This window comes from Natronomonas salinimetallica, from assembly GCF_013839515.1.
Taxonomy (GTDB): Archaea; Halobacteriota; Halobacteria; order Halobacteriales; family Haloarculaceae; genus Natronomonas.
This window is the reverse complement of record NZ_JACDNQ010000001.1, coordinates 40335-55889: the sequence shown is the minus strand read 5'-3', so window position 1 is coordinate 55889 and position 15555 is coordinate 40335. Positions and strand designations below refer to the sequence as shown.

Genomic DNA, 15555 nt, shown 5'->3' with positions numbered 1-15555 from the left:
GAGGCGGTCACGGCCCGATGAGTTCGATCGGGACCGGGGTGAAACAGAGGACGCCGAGCGCGAGCGTCACGACCCCGACCGCCTTCCGGCCCGGATCCAACGGCTCGTCGAAGACGGGCGTTACGGCCCCGACGTAGGCCAAAAACAGCGTAATGAGCCCCCAAAACGCCCACAGTACCGGCGCGTTGTAGCTCACGTCGGCGAAGACCGCCAGGTATGCGGCCAATCCGAACAGCGCGGTGGGAACGAGCGATCCGATCGTTTCGGCCCGTTCGCCCACCATCGAGCGAACGATGTGGCCGCCGTCGAGTTGGCCCACAGGGATGAGGTTGAGGAAGGTCACGAAGAGGCCGACCCACGCGCCGAAGATCACCGGGTTGGCGACGAGACCGGGATCCTCGTAGGTGAGCTGTCCGCCGGTCGCCCACGCGAGGAACTCGAGCAGCGGCGGATAGCCGAGTTCGAGTTGGATCGACTCCTCGTTTTCGAGGACGTACTGGGGGACCTGTACCGGATCGAGATGTAAGCCGACCACCGCGACACAGACCGCGGCCGCGAGACCCGCCAGCGGCCCCGAGACCCCGATGTCGAACAGCGCCTTCCGATCGGGGATCCGACCCCGCATCGAGATCAGCGCGCCGAAGGTCCCGATGAAGCTCGGAACGGGGATGAAATACGGGAGGCTCGCCTCGACGCCGTGGTACCGAGAGAGCGCGTAGTGGCCCAACTCGTGGACCGCGAGCACGCCGAGTACCGCGACGGTGAAGGGCCACCCGGCGAGGAGATCGAGCGGCCCCCCGACCGGCTGGTAGTACCAGATCGTCCCGGCGTACAGCGTCGTGAGCACCGTCGCAGCGAACATCACGACGTTCGTCCACGGAATCCCTTCGACGCCGACCTGACGGGGTTTGGCGACGAGCGCGCGGCGGGGCTCGCCGATCTCGACGCCCGTTATCGGATCCGCCTCGCTGTCCGTGACCGTGTCGAGACGGACCTCGTAGCCGTGTTCGCGGAACAGCGGCCACAGCTCGCGCTCGAGCCGACGGGCGTCGGTTCGGGGCTGGCCGTAGTAGACGAGTCGGCCGTCCTCCTTGACGTCGACGTCGTTCGTCCGGAACGCCGGGAGAAGCGACTCCGGTGGCGGCCCGGCGTGGTCCGACGGCCGGCTGGGGTGATCCATCGTCCTAGTCCAATCGTCTCGCGGAAATAAATCCCGCGCCAGCGACCGGCGCTGCTGGTACGGCGGTTTTTATAACGGATTTTTGCGCGTCGTCGCACATCGGCGGGGACCGTCCCCCGACCGAGGCGTACGTCGGTTCGGGATCCACCGTGCCGTCGGGCTGGGGCGGCTCTCCGCCGGGCGTAGCCGCCGTTTCGTCCGACGGGATGAGACCTCTATCGGGCGAGATATACAGAACGCGGGGACCGGTCGGGCGGACCGGTGTCAGGCCGACGCGATCGGCGTCGGGGGGATCGGCGTCGACGCTCCGACGGCGTCCCGTCCGGCGTTGTCCCGTCCGGCGGGACCGACAGACCGGTGCCGGACAGCGACCCTCGGACCGGACGGCGGTCGTCGGAGGCAGACGTCACGGTCGTCGGAGGCAGACGTCACGGTCGTCGGAGGCAGACGTCACGGTCGTCGGAGGCAGACGTCATCATCCACGCGTGACGCGCCACGTGGTCGCGGAGGTGTAGGACCACTTTTCGATCTCGAGGTCGGGGGCGGAATCGCGGAGTTTCACCATCAACGCGCCGATCTCCTTCGGGGAGAGCTCGACGTCGTCGGCAATGAACTTGCTCTTTATGTACACTTCGCCATCCTCGGCCCGTTGGCTGAGATACTGTCGAAGGCGCGTCTCCTTGCTCTCCGTCGTGGGCTCCGTTGTGGCGCTCATATCTGACACCTCATCCTCCCCTTGCCGCCGGAGAAGTATATAAAGGCGAGAAGCTTCGGGTGCCTTCGGTTCGATTCGACACAAATCCGTAAACAAGAGACGTTTTATAAATGTCTCAAAAGTTCTCAGACGTTTTATAATCTGTTTTGGGCTTTTCTTTCTTTAATACTATGGAGAATTATGCTACATAATATCGGAGTTGAAATCCTGAATAAAGGAGGCTTCGGGGCGAAAAACGTCCCCCGGACGCTGGATGCCGCCACAGTGTGCGCCGGTCCGGGTCCGGATGTCCCAGGCCACGCCCGCCACGGTGTCGTCCCGACCCGCGTCCGTGCGTTCCGGCCCGGCCAACCACGGTGTCGTCCCGACCCGCGTCCATGCGTTCCGGCCCGGCCAACCACGGTGTCGTCCCGACCCGCGTCCGTGCGTTCCGATCGGTGCTCCGGTATGACGGGAGCGTCCCGATCAGTCCCGCTCGTGGACCCAGAAGGTCTCCTCGTCGGTCACTTCCTTTTTGAATAACGGGACCTCCGCTTTCAGCCGGTCGATGCCGTCTTCGACCGTCCGGAACGCCTCCCCGCGGTGGCCGGCGAGGACGACGACGAAAACGATGTCCTCGCCGTCGGGGATGCGTCCGGTCCGGTGGTGCATCCGCACGTCCAGGATCCCGTCGCGCGCTTCGAGTTCCGACTCGATTTCGTCCATCCGTCGTTCGGCGACCCCGTCGTACTTTTCGAACTCCAGATACCGCGTCCGCTCGTCGGCTTCGTCCTCCTTCGCGCGGACGCGGCCGGTGAACGTAGCAATCGCGCCGGAGTACGTCGCCTTGTCGGACCGTTTCACCGCCGCGACCAGCGATTCGAGCGTCTCGTAGGGGTCCGTCCCGTCGATTGCCCCGAGGGCGGCGTCCGCATCGAGGTCGCCGACGCCATCGACGGATACGATCGGGTCACCGACCGCCGCGTCCGTTTCGCCGGCCACGACGACCGGGAGCCGTGCCTCGGGCGCACCGAGGACGAACGCGTACTCGTGGTCCGGTGCGAGCCGGTCGATCGCGTCCCTGACGGAGAGTCCCTCGCCGCTCGCGTGCCAGCTGTCGTCGACGACGTACCCCGTCGCCTCGCGCGCGCGAGTTCGCCCGCCATCGGCGGCGGTTTCTAAACGGACGGTTCCGACGCGTCCCTCGGCCGCCTCCACGAGGCGCGAGACGGTGGGTTCGGCGTCCGATCCGAGCACAGAGACCGTGTACATACGGGAGTCCTTCGTCCGGGAGCGCTTGTAGGTGTCGGAGGGCTTGACAACCCTTAAGAGTAAAACAGGGCAACCATATCCCAATGAGAGTTATCGTTTCTATCGGCGGGAGCGTTCTCGCCCCCAATCTCGAGGCCGACCGCGTCGACGCCCACGCGAACGTGATCGACGGGCTGGTCGACGATGGCCACGAGGTCGCCGCCGTCGTTGGCGGCGGCGGCGTCGCCCGCCGTTACATCGGAACGGCCAGAGTGCTCGGCGCGACCGAGTACGACCTCGACGCCCTCGGGATCGACGTGACGCGGCTGAACGCCCGGCTGTTGATCACCGCCCTCGAAAGCTCCGCCACGCCGGAACCAGCCGAGTCCCACGAGGCCGCCCGCGCCTCGCTGCGGCGCGGGGAGGTCGCCGTGATGGGCGGGACGATCCCCGGTCACACGACCGACGCCGTCGCCGCACTGTTGGCCGAAATGGCCGGCGCGGACGTGCTCATCTACGCGACGAGCGTCCCGGGGGTCTTCTCGGCCGATCCGAACGCGGAGGCGGACGCCGAGCGCTACGACGAGTTGAGCGCGGGGGACCTCGTCGACGTCATCTCCTCGATCGAGACCGCGGCGGGCTCGAACGCGCCCGTCGACCTACTCGCCGCGAAGATAATCGAGCGCTCCGGGCTCCGTGCCGTCGTGTTGGACGGGTCGGATCCCTCCCGGATCGCCGACGCGGTCGAGGGCGACGCCCGGGGGACGGAGGTCCTCCCGAATGAGTGACCCCTACGACGTGGGGACCGACGAACGGCGCGCGTTCTGGGCCGACGCCGTCGCCGACGAGATCGAAGCCCGTGACCCCGAGGACCCCATCGTAATCAAAGGCGGCGTCTCGCCATCGGGCGTTCCCCACCTCGGCCACTTCAACGAGATCATGCGCGGCTACTTCGTGGCCGAGGCGCTTAGAGAACGCGGCCACGAGGTCGAGCAGGTGTTCACGACCGACGACCGGGATCGACTCCGGAAGCTCCCCCGCAAGCTCGCGGATCTAGAGTGGAACGTCGTCGGCCTCGGCGAGGTCGATGCCGGTGCGCTGGGCCGAAACCTCGGTAAGCCCTACACCGACATCCCCGACCCGTTCGGGTGTTGTGACTCCTACGGCGCGCACTTCACCGAACTGCTCGGCCGGTCGGCGGCGGTCGTCGACGTTCCGATCGAGACCGTCTCCAACACCGAACTGTACGAGTCCGGGCGGTTCGACGACGCGGTCGAGCGTGTCCTCGCGGGTCGCGAAACCGCGCGCGAAGTCCTCTCGACGTTTCAGAACAAAGTCGATGACGGGTACGTTCCCTTCTTCGCACAGTGTTCGGAGTGTGGACACCTCACGGAGACCATAACGGGGGTCGATCTCGACTCGAGGACCGTCGAGTACGTCTGCAGTGACGTCGAGGCGGGCGACGGCGTCATCGAGGGCTGCGGCCACGAGGGGACGGCGACGTTCCGCGAGGGGAAACTGCCGTGGCGCTTCGAGTGGCCCGCCCAGTGGCTGACGCTCGGGATCGACTTCGAGCCGTTCGGCAAGGACCACGCCGAGGGATCGTGGCCCTCCGGCGAGACGATCGCCCGCGACGTGTTCGGCTTCGAGCCGCCGGTACCGATGGTGTACGAGTGGTTTACGCTCAACGGTGACGCGCTGTCGTCGTCGGCCGGCAACCTCATAACGGTCGAGGAGGTTCTGGAGCTCCTCGAAGTCGACGTGATCCGGTATTTCTTCACGAAGAACCCGAAGAAACAGCGCGATTTCGACGTCGGGCGGATCGACCGACTCGTCGACGAGTTCGATCGCTTCGAGCGGGCCTACTTCGAGGGCGAGACGGAGGGGATCGGCGCGGACGAGGCCGAACGGGCCGAGCGCGCCTACCCGATGGTCGTCGACGACACGGGGACGCGGCCGATCCGGATCCCCTACACCTTCGCCGCCGTTCTCGGGATGACCGACGACCGGGACCTGCGCATCGCGATGGCCAGACGGTCGGGACATCTCCCCGAAGACGCGGGCGAGGACGAGATCGACGCCGCCCTCGAGCGCGTCGAAAAGGCGCGCGCGTGGGCGGTCCGAACGGACAACGAGTTCAACTACCGCCTCGCCGAGACGCTCCCCGAGACCGACTTCGACGACGGCGTCGAGACCGCACTCGAGGACCTCGCCGCCGTCGTCGAGGCCGAGTCCCCGGACGAGAAAGCCCTCCAAGAGAAGATCTACGAGACCGCCCGGAACAACGACGTGCCCGTTGGAGAGTTCTTTGCGGCGGGATATCGGCTCTTCCTCGACGAGCCGGAAGGGCCGCGCCTCGGCCCGTTCCTCGCCGCCATGGACGACGCCTTCGTCGTCCGGCGGCTCCGCCGGGAGGCGTGAATCACTTCGGGGTATTCGCCTTGTCCGCTGATAAAACGGCCGACGCCGGCCGCCCGTGGACGTCGGAACACCCCGCCCCGACGGAACGACTTTTCAGTATCCGAGGCCCTACCACTATCCAATGAGCACGCTGTCTTGGATCCTGATCGGGATCCTTATTTATACGGCCGCCGCGATGGCGCTCGAAGCCCGCGGGCTGTTGCCGTCGTCGTTCAACGTCTCGGGGCCGATCCTGACGATTCACACGAAACGGGGACGCGCACTCCTCGAGTGGCTCGCGTCGCCGAGGCGCTTTTGGCGTGCGTGGGGCAACCTCGGGGTCGGGATCGCGCTCGTGATCATGGTCGGGGCGTTCGTTACGGTGCTCCTGTCGGCGATCAGTACGGTCTCCCAGCCGCAGGCCGCCGGCTTCGTCCGCCCGCAGGACGCCCTCGTCATTCCCGGCGTCAATCAGTTTCTGCCGTGGGCGGCCGCCGTCGATATCGTCGCCGGTCTGATCGTCGGGCTCGTCGTCCACGAGGGCGGCCACGGCCTGCTGTGTCGTGTCGAGGACATCGAGATCGAGTCGATGGGCATCGCATTGCTCGCGTTCATTCCGATGGGTGCGTTCGTCCAGCCGGACGAAGGGAGCCAAGAATCGGCAGACCGCGGCGGTAAGGCTCGGATGTTCGCCGCCGGCGTGACGAACAACTTCTTCGTGACCGTGGTCTCGTTCGTATTGCTTTTCGGGATCGTCGCGAGCCTCGTCACCGTCGTCCCCGGTGTCGCCATCGGTGGCGTGCTTCCGGGATCGGCGGCCGAGGACGCCGGGATCGACCGCGGTGACGTATTGGTCGGCGTCGATGGCGAATCGGTCGACGGGGAGGCGGCGTTCAGCGCCGCCCTCGACGACGCCGACAGGCGAGTCACCGTCGAGCGACGGGACGGCGATCCGGTCACGGTCGACCGGAGCCTCATCGTCACCCGTGCGGTCGTCGACGGGCCGGTCGAGACGGGGGCCAGGATCGAACGCGTCGACGGCGAGGCCGTCCACACCGAGTCCGAGTTCGAGGCGGCGCTCGCGGGGGCCGACGTCGTCGAATTGGGTCTCAACCGGTCGAAACCCGACGGATCGGGGGTCGACGGCTCGGGCGGCGATCGGAGCGTCCGGATCCCCGTCGGCACCTTCGCCAGCACGGTCCCGGCGGACCAGCCGCTCGGGACGGCAGGTGCGCCCGACGAGCCGCTCATCATCCACAGCGTCGACGGCAAACGGACGCCCGATCACGAGGCGCTGTCGGCGGTCCTGGCCGAGACGGAGCCCGGCCAGACGGTGGAGGTCGTCACGTACCACGGCGAGAACGGCCCCTGGAACGGCGAGCGACACGTCTACGCGGCTACGCTCGACGAACACCCGGAGGGGGAGTACGGCTTCCTCGGCGTCGGCGGGATTCAGGCGGGGACGAGCGGCCTCACGGTCGACGATTTCGGCATCGACACGTATCCGGCCGATCGCTATCACGCCATGCTCGGCGGGACCGGGCTGGGTGAAGATCCCGTAACGTCGTTCGTGACGCGGACCGTCGGCGCGCTCGTGTTGCCTTTCATGAGCACCGTCGACCCGAACGTCGGCTACAATTTCGCCGGGTTCAACGGCGCAGTGACCAACTTCTATGCGGTGTCGGGGCCGCTCGGTGCCGGTGCCGTCTTCGGAGCCTTGAACCTCCTGTTTTGGACCGGCTGGGTCAATATCAACCTCGGGATCTTCAACTGCATCCCGTCGTATCCGCTCGACGGCGGGCACATCCTCAACGCCTGCGTCGAGGCGACGGCCGCTCGCCTTCCGGGTGAGGCCAGTTCCGTCGCTGTGGGCGCAGTGACGACGATGATAAGCGCGGTGATGATCCTGAGCCTGCTCGGGCTGTTGTTCGTCCCGTGGCTCCTCGCGTGAACTACCCCGCCCTACTCATACTGACGAACAAAAGAATGTACACACGACGCACGAGGATCACGCCGTTCGACGGAGCGAACGGCGAATCACTCGTGAGTCGGTTTCATTTGATTTCGTCCACCAGTATCAGCCGCAGAGGCGGCTTCCTTGAGGGCGGAGCTTCCTGCTTCTACGACGCGACTTGCATCCACGACTAATCGTTCGGGCTTCCCGCCTAATCGTTCGGGCTTCCCGCCTAATCGTTCGGGCTTACCGTGACACACACCAGACCGGCCGCGGGGAGTCGGACTCGAGCGAGATCCGAAGCCCCGGGGCCGACCCGGAGAGCTCCCGAAGCAGCCGTTCGATCTCGGCCGGCGAGCGGCCGAAGTCGTCGGCGAGCCGCTCACCGTTGACGTACAACTCGCCGTCGGCCCGTTCCAGTTCGAGCCGGAGATACTCGGCGAGCCGCTTGGCCCCATAAGAGCGGTACGCCGAGGCCGTATTCGATCCGGCCACAGTCATCCGCTCGGGGAGTGGCCGTGCCCGACCAGGGCACAGACGACGTTCAAAACCAACACACCGGCCAGAGCCACCGGGTACTGTCCGGCCGTGCCGATCACGAGCGCGGCGACGACGAGGACCGGTAGGACCGTCGACGTCCAGAAGGCTGCCGCGCGAACGCCGCCGGCGAGGCGATCGGTCCAGGCAGCGGTGGCGGTAGTGGTGGCGGTGGTGGTGGCGGCGGTACTTCCGTCGTCTCTCGCGGAGGGGGTTCGGCGGGACGGGGTGGCGCTCGACATTAGTAATCTCCTCGCCTGTTTCTACGTGTTCCCACCCCTATATAAACCGGAGAGCCTTCGCGTCGATTCGGGATCGTTCGCCCGTTTCGCGGCATTTGGAGCAGGGGATGGTTCATTTAACGACGGTTTTAGACGCTCTCTAACCTTTTATATCGGCTGTCGAGTAATTATTTCATAGATGGTATGATGTATTATAAATCGGCGGTTCGGCCGCGTTCGCGACCGAAGCGGGGCGGATCACGGCGGGACCCCGGCCGGTCAGGGGGCGGGGCGCGCCGGCCCGCCCACGGGGACGGCCGTCGGTGTCGGGTGCCGAAGCGTGGACACCCCATCGGAGGGCGCTACCGATCGACGTCCGCCCTGCCGTGGATTCCGTACCGCCGGCGGCGCGTTCCCGGCGCGTCACGCACCCGCGGACGCGGATCGCGTGGGGGAACACAGCCGGCCGTATCACGACGCAAAACCCACATTACCCGCGCGGACGAACCCCGAGTATGGAGCAACGAAAGCCGCCGGGTACCGAGGAAGGATGGTACGCGTTACACGACCTCCGCCGGATCGACTGGGACGGATGGCGCGACGCCACCGAACGGGAGCGCGACCGGGCCACGGAAGAAGGAATCGAGCATCTCCGATCCCACATCGACCTCGAGGACGCCGAGGAAGGTGGATCGGCGGTCTTCTCGGTCGTCGGCCACAAGGCCGATCTGTTGATCCTGCATCTGCGGCCGACGCTCGGGGCGCTCGATCGGGCCGAACGCCGCTTCGAGTCGACGGCCTTCGCCGCGTTTACCGAGCGGGCGAGTTCCTACGTCTCCGTAACGGAGGTTTCTGGCTACATGCACGAAGAACTCGTCGAGGGGATCGAGGACATCGAGGACGCCGGGATGCGAAACTACATGCAACAGCGAATCTATCCGACGATTCCGGACGCCGAACACGTCTGTTTCTACCCGATGGACAAACGCCGTGATCCCGAGTACAACTGGTATGACCTCCCCTTCGAGGAGCGCGCCGAGTACATGGCCACCCACGGCGAGATCGGCCGCGAGTACGCCGGCAAGGTGAGCCAGATCATCACCGGCAGCGTCGGCTTCGACGACTACGAGTGGGGCGTGACGCTGTTCGCCGACGATCCGACCGAGATCAAACACCTCCTCTATGAGATGCGGTTCGATCCCTCCTCCTCGCGGTTCGCGGAGTTCGGCCCCTTCTATATGGGCCGACGATTCCCCCCCGAGGATCTCCCGGCACTCCTGGCCGGCGAGACGGTGCCGAGCGGTGGGGCGGAGAGGTCCGACGCGAACCCGACCCCCGACAGCGACCCCGCCGGCGGCGACACCGAGAGTGGCGACGGCCACCCGAGCGCCGAGAACGAAAACGACAGCGGTTCCTCGGGTCGGCCCGACACCAGCCCCGAACACGAGGTGGTCGACGCCGAGACGTTCGCGGAACGGCTCTCCCGTGTCGGCGTCGACATCGACGAGCACGCCGACGCGGGGTACGGCCTCCTCTTTGCCGCGGAGACCGACGCCGGGAAACTCGCCGAGGACGTCGAGGGGCTCCGTGGGAACTTCGATCACTACGATACCCACGCACTGACTGCGGTCCGAGCCAACGCCGGCGACACCGCGGTCGTCTCGCTGTGGGAGAACGAGCGCGCGGCCAACACTGCCTCGGGCTTCCTCTCGGATCTCGAGGGCGTCGAGTCCGGTATCGGCGCACCGATCGGGGCTGGGGGGGCGGACGCCGAGACAGGGACGGACGCCGATGCAGAGACCGACGCCGAGACAGGGACGGACGCCGATGCGAACGGCCGACGGGCGGACGCCCAAAGCACCGACGCGAACGACGACATCCGCGAAGAACTCGACGACAACGACGTCTACGCGGGCCAGCCACACGGCGAGGACGTCTACGCGATGGTACTGTACTCCGAGGCCGACCCGGAGACGCTTCGCGTCGAACTCGACTCGCTGGCCGGACGGTTCGAGCACTACGACACCCACGTCAAATCCGCCGTCTACGCGAACGAACACGGTGGCGGCCGCGCCGCGGTCGTCTCGATCTGGGAGACGAAAGAGGCCGCAGACACCGCGAGCGGATTCCTCACGGAACTGCCGGGGATCGTCGGGCGGGCCGGCGCGGACGAGGAGAGCGGCTTCGGTACCATGGGAATGTTTTACACTGTCAAGCCCGACTACCGCGAGGCGTTCGTCGAGACCTTCGGTGACGTCACCGACATGCTCGCGGAGATGGACGGCCACCTCGAGACCGACCTCATGACCAATCTGGGGGACGAAAACGATATGTTCATCTCCAGCCAGTGGGAGCGTCGCGAGGACGCGATGGCGTTCTTCCGATCGGATGCGTTCCGTGAGACCGTCCAGTGGGGCCGTGACGTCCTGGCCGATCAGCCGCGACACGTCTTTTTGGCCTGATCTCCGGCGGTACGGGGCGTCAAAGCGTGCCTTTCGTGCTCGGGGGATCGCTGCGGCGCTCGTCGATCCGGGTCGCATCGTCCAGCGCCCGGGCGAGCGATTTGAACAGCGCCTCGATCTCGTGGTGGGCGTTTTCGCCGTCGACCTCGGCGTGCAGCGTCAGTCCCGCGTTCAACGCCAGCGACTCGGCGAAGTGTCTGGCCATGTCGCTCGTGAAGGCCCCGACGGTCGGCTGTGAGAACTCGCCGTCGAAATAAAACCGAGGGCGTCCCGAGACGTCGATGACGACGCCGGCGACGGCTTCGTCGAGCGGAACCCGCCGGTCGGCGTATCTGGTGATGCCGCGTTTGTCGCCCAGCGCCTCCGCGAGGGCGTTCCCGAGCGTGATCGCGACGTCCTCGACGGTGTGGTGGTCGTCGATCTCGAGGTCGCCGTCACAGCGCACGGTGAGATCGAAGAGGCCGTGTTTCGCAAACGCGTCGAGCATGTGATCAAAGAACCCAACGCCCGTCTCGACCGTGCTCTCGCCGTCGCCGTCGACGTCGATCGTCACCTCGATGTCCGTTTCGGCCGTCTCTCGCGTCCGGGCCGCCGTCCGGTCTGTCATACTTCCCTCTTTTCGCGCTCGTATATCAGTTGTTGGCCTCGACGCGGGACGGAGGTCGGTTTCAAGTCCCCGGCGTCCCTCCGTCCGGCATGGCAATCGAGGAATCCGTCGGCGAGTCGCTCCGCGAACGTGAGGCGTTCGTCGCGGCGGCCGAGTCCTGTACGGGCGGACTCATCGGCTCGCTGCTCACCGACGTCCCAGGGTCGAGCGACTACTTCGATCGGTCCGTCGTCACCTACAGCTACGACGCCAAACTGGACCTAGGCGTCCCGCGCGAACTGCTCGATTCGGAAGGGGCCGTCAGCGAACCGGTCGCGAGGGCGATGGCTCGCGGGGTCCGCGACAGCGCGGGCGTGCGGTGGGGCGTCGCGACGACGGGGATCGCCGGGCCGGCCGGCGGCAGCGACGAGAAACCGGTCGGCACCGTGTACATCGCCATCGCACACGCCGGCGAGTGGGGAAGCGGCGAGTCGTGGTGTCGGGTCGGGCGGTACGTCTTCGGAGGGGACCGAACCGAGATCAAACGGAAGATCGCACACCGGGCGCTGGAGGATCTCCGGGACGCCGTCGAGTCGGCCTATAGTAGCCATTGAAAATCAATGCACACCCGATCGCACGACAGTAGTGTGATCGGTGTGTAAATCGCTTCAATTGTTATACTGACGGACAAAAGAATGTACACACGACTCACGAGGATCACGCCGTTCGACGGAGCGAACGGCGGATCACTCGTGAGTCGGTTTTATTTGATTTCGTCCACCAGTATTACTATAGCGGCATCCGACACCACGGCGGCGAGACACCGACGGCGGGCCGAGCGAACACCTTTTGCTTGGGCGGCCGTCCGACCGATATGAACAAAGAAGGCCACGTGCTCAACGCCGCGCTCTTGGGGATCGGACTCGGGGTCGTCCTCGAACCCTCGGGGACGGCCGAGACGCTTCGAACCGTCGTCGCCGTGACGGTCCCGGTGACGCTCGGCGCGCTCTTTCCCGACGTCGATACCGCCTTCGGCAAACATCGCAAGACCCTGCACAACCTCCCGGTTCTCGGACTCTTTGCCGCGTTTCCGTTCGTCTTCGGGAACCTCAGCTACGTGTGGGTCGGAGTGCTCACCCACTACGTCCTCGATTACCTCGGCAGCCGTCGGGGGATCGCGCTGTTCTATCCGCTCTCGGCACAGGAGTACGGCTTCCCCGCCGGCGTGACGACGTCGAGCCGGTTTGCGAACGCCGTCACCCTCTTCGTCACCGCGGTCGAACTCGCCGTCGCGGCCGTGCTCGTCCACGTCCTCCCGGCGTACGTCGACGTGGGGGAACTCGTCGCCCAACTCCCGATCTAGTAGACGCTCACGGCGTCGAAGCGCCCGTCGTAGGCGATGTGATCCGGGTGCGTCGGTTCCGTTCCCGACAAGAAGAGCCGATCGAGTTTTCCCCAGCTGTTTTCGTAGAAGAGATGGGCGAACTCCGAAACGCATCGGAGACGGTGTTCGACGCCGCGGCGGTGATATACCGACCGTGGGACGCCGTCTTTGAGCGCGGCGACGACGTCCTCGACAGTTCGGAGGGGGCGGTCGAACTCGGTCCAGACTTCCCCGACCGTCCGCGGGAGGTGGGCATACGAGGTGCCGAAGGCGGGCAACTCGAACTCCCTCGCCAGTTCGCGTGATCGGTCGACGTGGGTCCGAACGTACTTCGGATTGTACACCTCGATGCCGTGGATTCGGTCACGGTGGGCCCGGAGGTCGTGGGATTCGAGGCTGACGGTCGCAAACTCCGGATGTGGCGCAAGGACCGCCGCGCCCTGGCGGTCGAACTCCGCCATCGCCCCTTCGAGCGTGATGAAATCCGGTACCGGCTCCGAGAGGCCGACCGCGAGGACGTGTTTTCGGTTCCGCCAGTTGCCCGTAAACACCTCCCGCCCCGGAACGACAAGGAGGTCGTCGTCGGAGAACTGCTCGGCGCGCGCACGGACCTCGGGGAGGCGGGTGAAATGCGGCGCGTAGACGAGCCCGTCGAGCCCGCGCGCCTTCGCGCGCTCGACTACCCGCTCATCGAGGATCTTCACGTGTGCGTCGAGGCGAAACCGACTCATGATCGAGGTACGGACTGCCGGGGCGTTATCGGTTCCGATTTCTTCGGGGACGGACGGAAACAACAGCGGCAGGGCGTCGGGTCGCTCGGCCGCGCAATGAGCGCTCTTCGGGGTCGCTCGGCCGCGCGATCAGCGCTCTTCGGGGTCGCTCGGCCGCGCGATCAGCGCTCTTCGGAGTCGAGCACGCGGATCTGATCGCCCCGGACCGTGACCGGGATCGGGACCGTTGCTTCGTATAGTTCGACTGTGACCTGGTCTTTACCCTCGTCGATCCGCTGGACCTGGGCCTTCTCGCCTTTGAACGGCCCGGCGATCAACTCGACGATGTCGCCCTCGGCGATCCCCTCGACGTCGGGTTTCGGGCTGAGGAAGTGTTCGATCTCGCTGAACGGCGAGGGCCGTTCGGAAACCAGGCTTCGGGCGTGCGGGATGTCCTCGAGGGCCCGATTGATCGCCGCCGTACCGTCGGCCTCGACCATCACGTAACTCGTGAGCGAATCCGGGGCGAGCGCGGCGTGGATCTCGGGTTCCTCGCGCGTGATGAGCATGTCGGCGACGGTTCGCTCCTGGCTGGCCGTGGTCTTGACCGCGTAGATCGACATTACGGACCACCTGGGATGAACGTCATGATCGCGAAGATGGCGAACCCGATGAGGCCGACGAGCAGGATGCCCAGCCCCGAGACGGCCGAGACCTTCGAGAACTCGTCCCACGTCGGCGTGCTCGCGAGCTTCAGAACGCGGACGTACGACGTGAGGTCGGTGGGGGTGTTCATATCGCACCATTCCGTCTCCGGGGTTTTTTAGTTGTTGATCCGGGCGGCAGCGCGGACGCACGCCGGGACGGCACGAACGGGCGGCGAGAGGAACAGTCGTGGGCGTTGTCCGGTGGCCGATATCGCCCGATGCGGGAGGCTATTCGACGAAGTCGATATCGTCGCCCCCGGCGGTCGCCGCGCGTTCCTTTTCGGCCTCGCTCTTGCCGTATATCTGCGGGCTTTCGACGCCCGTAACGACGATCATCGTCTCCATCTTGCCGTCGAACTCCGAGTCGACGGAGGCACCCCAGATGATCCGGGCGTCGGGATCGATGCGGTCGTAGATCTCCTCGACGACGCCCTCGGCCTCGTCGATCGACATGTCCGGACCGCCGACGACGTTGACGAGCGCGCTCTGTGCGCCGTCGAATTCGACGTCGAGAAGCGGCGACCGAAGCGCCGATCGGATCGAATCCTGGGCTTTGTTTTCCGAGTCCGACTCACCGAGCCCGATCATCGCGACGCCGCCGTTCTCCATGATCGTCTTCACGTCGGCGAAGTCGACGTTGACCAGCCCGGGTTTCGTGATGAGTTCGGTCATCCCCTTTACGGACCGCATGAGCACGCGGTCGCAGATCTTGAAGGCGTCCTGCAGCGGCATGTTGGGAGCGTAATCGAGCAGGCGGTCGTTGGGAATGACGATGACCGTATCGGCGACGGCGCGGAGACGCTCCAGCCCGGCATCGGCGTTGGCCCGCCGTCGTTCACCCTCCGCGGTGAACGGGATCGTCACGATGGCGATGGTGAGCGCACCCTGATCCTGGGCGGCCTGGGCGACGACCGGCGCGGAGCCGGTGCCCGTCCCGCCGCCGAGGCCGGCGGTGATAAATACCATATCGGAGTCGTCGATGGTGTTGTTGATGTCCTCTAAGTTCTCCTGGGCGGCCTCCTCGCCGATCTTCGGAACCGATCCCGCGCCGCGGCCGCCGGTCCGTTGACGGCCGATGAGGATCTTCTCGTCGGCGTCGACCTCGGTCGCGAGGTGTTGGGCGTCGGTGTTCGCGGCGACCAGTTTCGCGCCGTGGATGCCGGCCTCCGACATCCGGGTGACGGTGTTGCCGCCGGCACCGCCACAGCCGACGACCGTGATCTTCGTCTCGAGGTCCTTGACGACGCTTGCGAGTTCCTCGTCGGTCATCGCCCCGGACCCTGTCGCGTCTGGGGTGGTGTCCGAGCCGGACGCCTCGGTCGGCCGGTCCCCGTCCTCCTCGGCCTCGTCGATGGCGTCTTCGATAATCGAATCCATTGTTCGCCGATGTAGCGTACGCGCATGAAGTATCTTTCCCTGACGTCCGACGCGCGTCAGATCCGACGGCCGGATTTCGGCGGACCACCACG

The 15555-nt window shown here is 66.1% G+C and carries 16 protein-coding genes; 6 read left to right on the top strand and 10 right to left on the bottom strand.

Going from position 1 to position 15555, the window contains the following annotated elements; genetic code table 11:
• Window positions 1-7 precede the first annotated feature (7 nt).
• The 3 genes from HZR14_RS00260 to HZR14_RS00250 form a co-directional block, all read right to left on the bottom strand.
• The gene (locus HZR14_RS00260) at window positions 8-1180 is read right to left on the bottom strand and encodes a site-2 protease family protein (RefSeq protein ID WP_181690863.1); all 1173 of its coding nucleotides are present in this window, start codon (window positions 1178-1180) and stop codon (window positions 8-10) included.
• A gap of 475 nt (window positions 1181-1655) precedes the next feature.
• The gene (locus tag HZR14_RS00255; RefSeq protein ID WP_181690862.1) at window positions 1656-1895 is read right to left on the bottom strand and encodes a DUF7123 family protein; all 240 of its coding nucleotides are present in this window, start codon (window positions 1893-1895) and stop codon (window positions 1656-1658) included.
• A 465-nt stretch (window positions 1896-2360) separates the two neighbouring features.
• Window positions 2361-3146, bottom strand: coding sequence for a molybdopterin synthase (locus tag HZR14_RS00250; protein ID WP_181690861.1), 786 nt, complete (start codon window positions 3144-3146; stop codon window positions 2361-2363).
• 83 nt (window positions 3147-3229) lie between these two features.
• Here HZR14_RS00250 and pyrH point away from each other — a divergent pair, with 83 nt between their 5' ends.
• The 3 genes from pyrH to HZR14_RS00235 all read left to right on the top strand — a co-directional run bounded on the left by pyrH (window position 3230) and on the right by HZR14_RS00235 (window position 7476).
• Complete coding sequence (gene pyrH, locus HZR14_RS00245; RefSeq protein WP_181690860.1) at window positions 3230-3913, top strand: UMP kinase; 684 nt, start codon at window positions 3230-3232, stop codon at window positions 3911-3913.
• On the top strand, window positions 3906-5546 hold the full coding sequence (lysS, locus tag HZR14_RS00240) for a lysine--tRNA ligase (protein WP_181690859.1): 1641 nt from the start codon (window positions 3906-3908) through the stop codon (window positions 5544-5546). The genes pyrH and lysS overlap by 8 nt, the downstream gene beginning before the upstream one ends.
• 121 nt (window positions 5547-5667) lie before the next feature.
• A complete protein-coding gene (locus tag HZR14_RS00235) occupies window positions 5668-7476 on the top strand; it encodes a site-2 protease family protein (RefSeq protein ID WP_181690858.1) in 1809 nt (602 codons plus the stop codon).
• A gap of 249 nt (window positions 7477-7725) precedes the next feature.
• Here HZR14_RS00235 and HZR14_RS00230 read toward each other — a convergent pair whose 3' ends face one another.
• The gene (locus tag HZR14_RS00230; RefSeq protein ID WP_181690857.1) at window positions 7726-7974 is read right to left on the bottom strand and encodes a DUF7123 family protein; all 249 of its coding nucleotides are present in this window, start codon (window positions 7972-7974) and stop codon (window positions 7726-7728) included.
• 2 nt (window positions 7975-7976) lie between these two features.
• Complete coding sequence (locus tag HZR14_RS00225) at window positions 7977-8258, bottom strand: DUF8028 family protein (RefSeq protein WP_181690856.1); 282 nt, start codon at window positions 8256-8258, stop codon at window positions 7977-7979.
• 494 nt (window positions 8259-8752) lie between these two features.
• Between HZR14_RS00225 and HZR14_RS00220 the strand changes: the two genes are divergently transcribed.
• Entirely contained in the window at window positions 8753-10699 is a 1947-nt protein-coding gene (locus HZR14_RS00220) for a heme-binding protein (protein ID WP_181690855.1), read from the top strand.
• Between the two features lie 19 nt (window positions 10700-10718).
• On the opposite strand, the gene hisB is transcribed toward HZR14_RS00220, so the two are convergent.
• Window positions 10719-11306 (bottom strand): imidazoleglycerol-phosphate dehydratase HisB, encoded by a 588-nt coding sequence (hisB, locus tag HZR14_RS00215; RefSeq protein ID WP_181690854.1) that lies wholly within the window; start codon window positions 11304-11306, stop codon window positions 10719-10721.
• A gap of 89 nt (window positions 11307-11395) precedes the next feature.
• Here hisB and HZR14_RS00210 point away from each other — a divergent pair, with 89 nt between their 5' ends.
• Together HZR14_RS00210 and HZR14_RS00205 are read left to right on the top strand one after the other, a co-directional pair.
• Window positions 11396-11899, top strand: a complete 504-nt coding sequence (locus HZR14_RS00210) for a CinA family protein (RefSeq protein WP_181690853.1) — start codon at window positions 11396-11398, stop codon at window positions 11897-11899.
• Window positions 11900-12159: 260 nt separating this feature from the next.
• Window positions 12160-12648 carry a metal-dependent hydrolase gene (locus HZR14_RS00205; RefSeq protein WP_181690852.1) on the top strand — a complete coding sequence of 163 codons (489 nt, stop codon included), beginning with the start codon at window positions 12160-12162 and terminating at the stop codon, window positions 12646-12648.
• Here HZR14_RS00205 and HZR14_RS00200 read toward each other — a convergent pair.
• The 4 genes from HZR14_RS00200 to ftsZ form a co-directional block, all read right to left on the bottom strand.
• Entirely contained in the window at window positions 12645-13400 is a 756-nt protein-coding gene (locus HZR14_RS00200) for a PHP domain-containing protein (RefSeq protein ID WP_181690851.1), read from the bottom strand. The genes HZR14_RS00205 and HZR14_RS00200 overlap by 4 nt on opposite strands.
• A 161-nt stretch (window positions 13401-13561) precedes the next feature.
• Window positions 13562-14002, bottom strand: coding sequence for a transcription elongation factor Spt5 (locus tag HZR14_RS00195; RefSeq protein ID WP_181690850.1), 441 nt, complete (start codon window positions 14000-14002; stop codon window positions 13562-13564).
• Window positions 14002-14175 (bottom strand): protein translocase SEC61 complex subunit gamma, encoded by a 174-nt coding sequence (locus tag HZR14_RS00190; RefSeq protein ID WP_181690849.1) that lies wholly within the window; start codon window positions 14173-14175, stop codon window positions 14002-14004. Before HZR14_RS00190 ends, HZR14_RS00195 begins: the two co-directional genes overlap by 1 nt.
• A 139-nt stretch (window positions 14176-14314) precedes the next feature.
• Window positions 14315-15463: a cell division protein FtsZ gene (gene ftsZ / locus HZR14_RS00185; RefSeq protein ID WP_181690848.1), complete on the bottom strand. Its 1149-nt coding sequence runs from the start codon at window positions 15461-15463 to the stop codon at window positions 14315-14317.
• Between the last annotated feature and the right edge of the window lie 92 nt (window positions 15464-15555).

Bases quoted from the DNA above. Each gene is read 5' to 3' on its own strand.
- HZR14_RS00260 (WP_181690863.1), bottom strand. From the start codon at position 1,180: ATGGATCACCCCAGCCGGCCGTCGGACCACGCCGGGCCGCCACCGGAG.
- HZR14_RS00255 (WP_181690862.1), bottom strand. From the start codon at position 1,895: ATGAGCGCCACAACGGAGCCCACGACGGAGAGCAAGGAGACGCGCCTT.
- HZR14_RS00250 (WP_181690861.1), bottom strand. From the start codon at position 3,146: ATGTACACGGTCTCTGTGCTCGGATCGGACGCCGAACCCACCGTCTCG.
- pyrH (WP_181690860.1), top strand. From the start codon at position 3,230: ATGAGAGTTATCGTTTCTATCGGCGGGAGCGTTCTCGCCCCCAATCTC.
- lysS (WP_181690859.1), top strand. From the start codon at position 3,906: ATGAGTGACCCCTACGACGTGGGGACCGACGAACGGCGCGCGTTCTGG.
- HZR14_RS00235 (WP_181690858.1), top strand. From the start codon at position 5,668: ATGAGCACGCTGTCTTGGATCCTGATCGGGATCCTTATTTATACGGCC.
- HZR14_RS00225 (WP_181690856.1), bottom strand. From the start codon at position 8,258: ATGTCGAGCGCCACCCCGTCCCGCCGAACCCCCTCCGCGAGAGACGAC.
- HZR14_RS00220 (WP_181690855.1), top strand. From the start codon at position 8,753: ATGGAGCAACGAAAGCCGCCGGGTACCGAGGAAGGATGGTACGCGTTA.
- hisB (WP_181690854.1), bottom strand. From the start codon at position 11,306: ATGACAGACCGGACGGCGGCCCGGACGCGAGAGACGGCCGAAACGGAC.
- HZR14_RS00210 (WP_181690853.1), top strand. From the start codon at position 11,396: ATGGCAATCGAGGAATCCGTCGGCGAGTCGCTCCGCGAACGTGAGGCG.
- HZR14_RS00205 (WP_181690852.1), top strand. From the start codon at position 12,160: ATGAACAAAGAAGGCCACGTGCTCAACGCCGCGCTCTTGGGGATCGGA.
- HZR14_RS00200 (WP_181690851.1), bottom strand. From the start codon at position 13,400: ATGAGTCGGTTTCGCCTCGACGCACACGTGAAGATCCTCGATGAGCGG.
- HZR14_RS00195 (WP_181690850.1), bottom strand. From the start codon at position 14,002: ATGTCGATCTACGCGGTCAAGACCACGGCCAGCCAGGAGCGAACCGTC.
- HZR14_RS00190 (WP_181690849.1), bottom strand. From the start codon at position 14,175: ATGAACACCCCCACCGACCTCACGTCGTACGTCCGCGTTCTGAAGCTC.
- ftsZ (WP_181690848.1), bottom strand. From the start codon at position 15,463: ATGGATTCGATTATCGAAGACGCCATCGACGAGGCCGAGGAGGACGGG.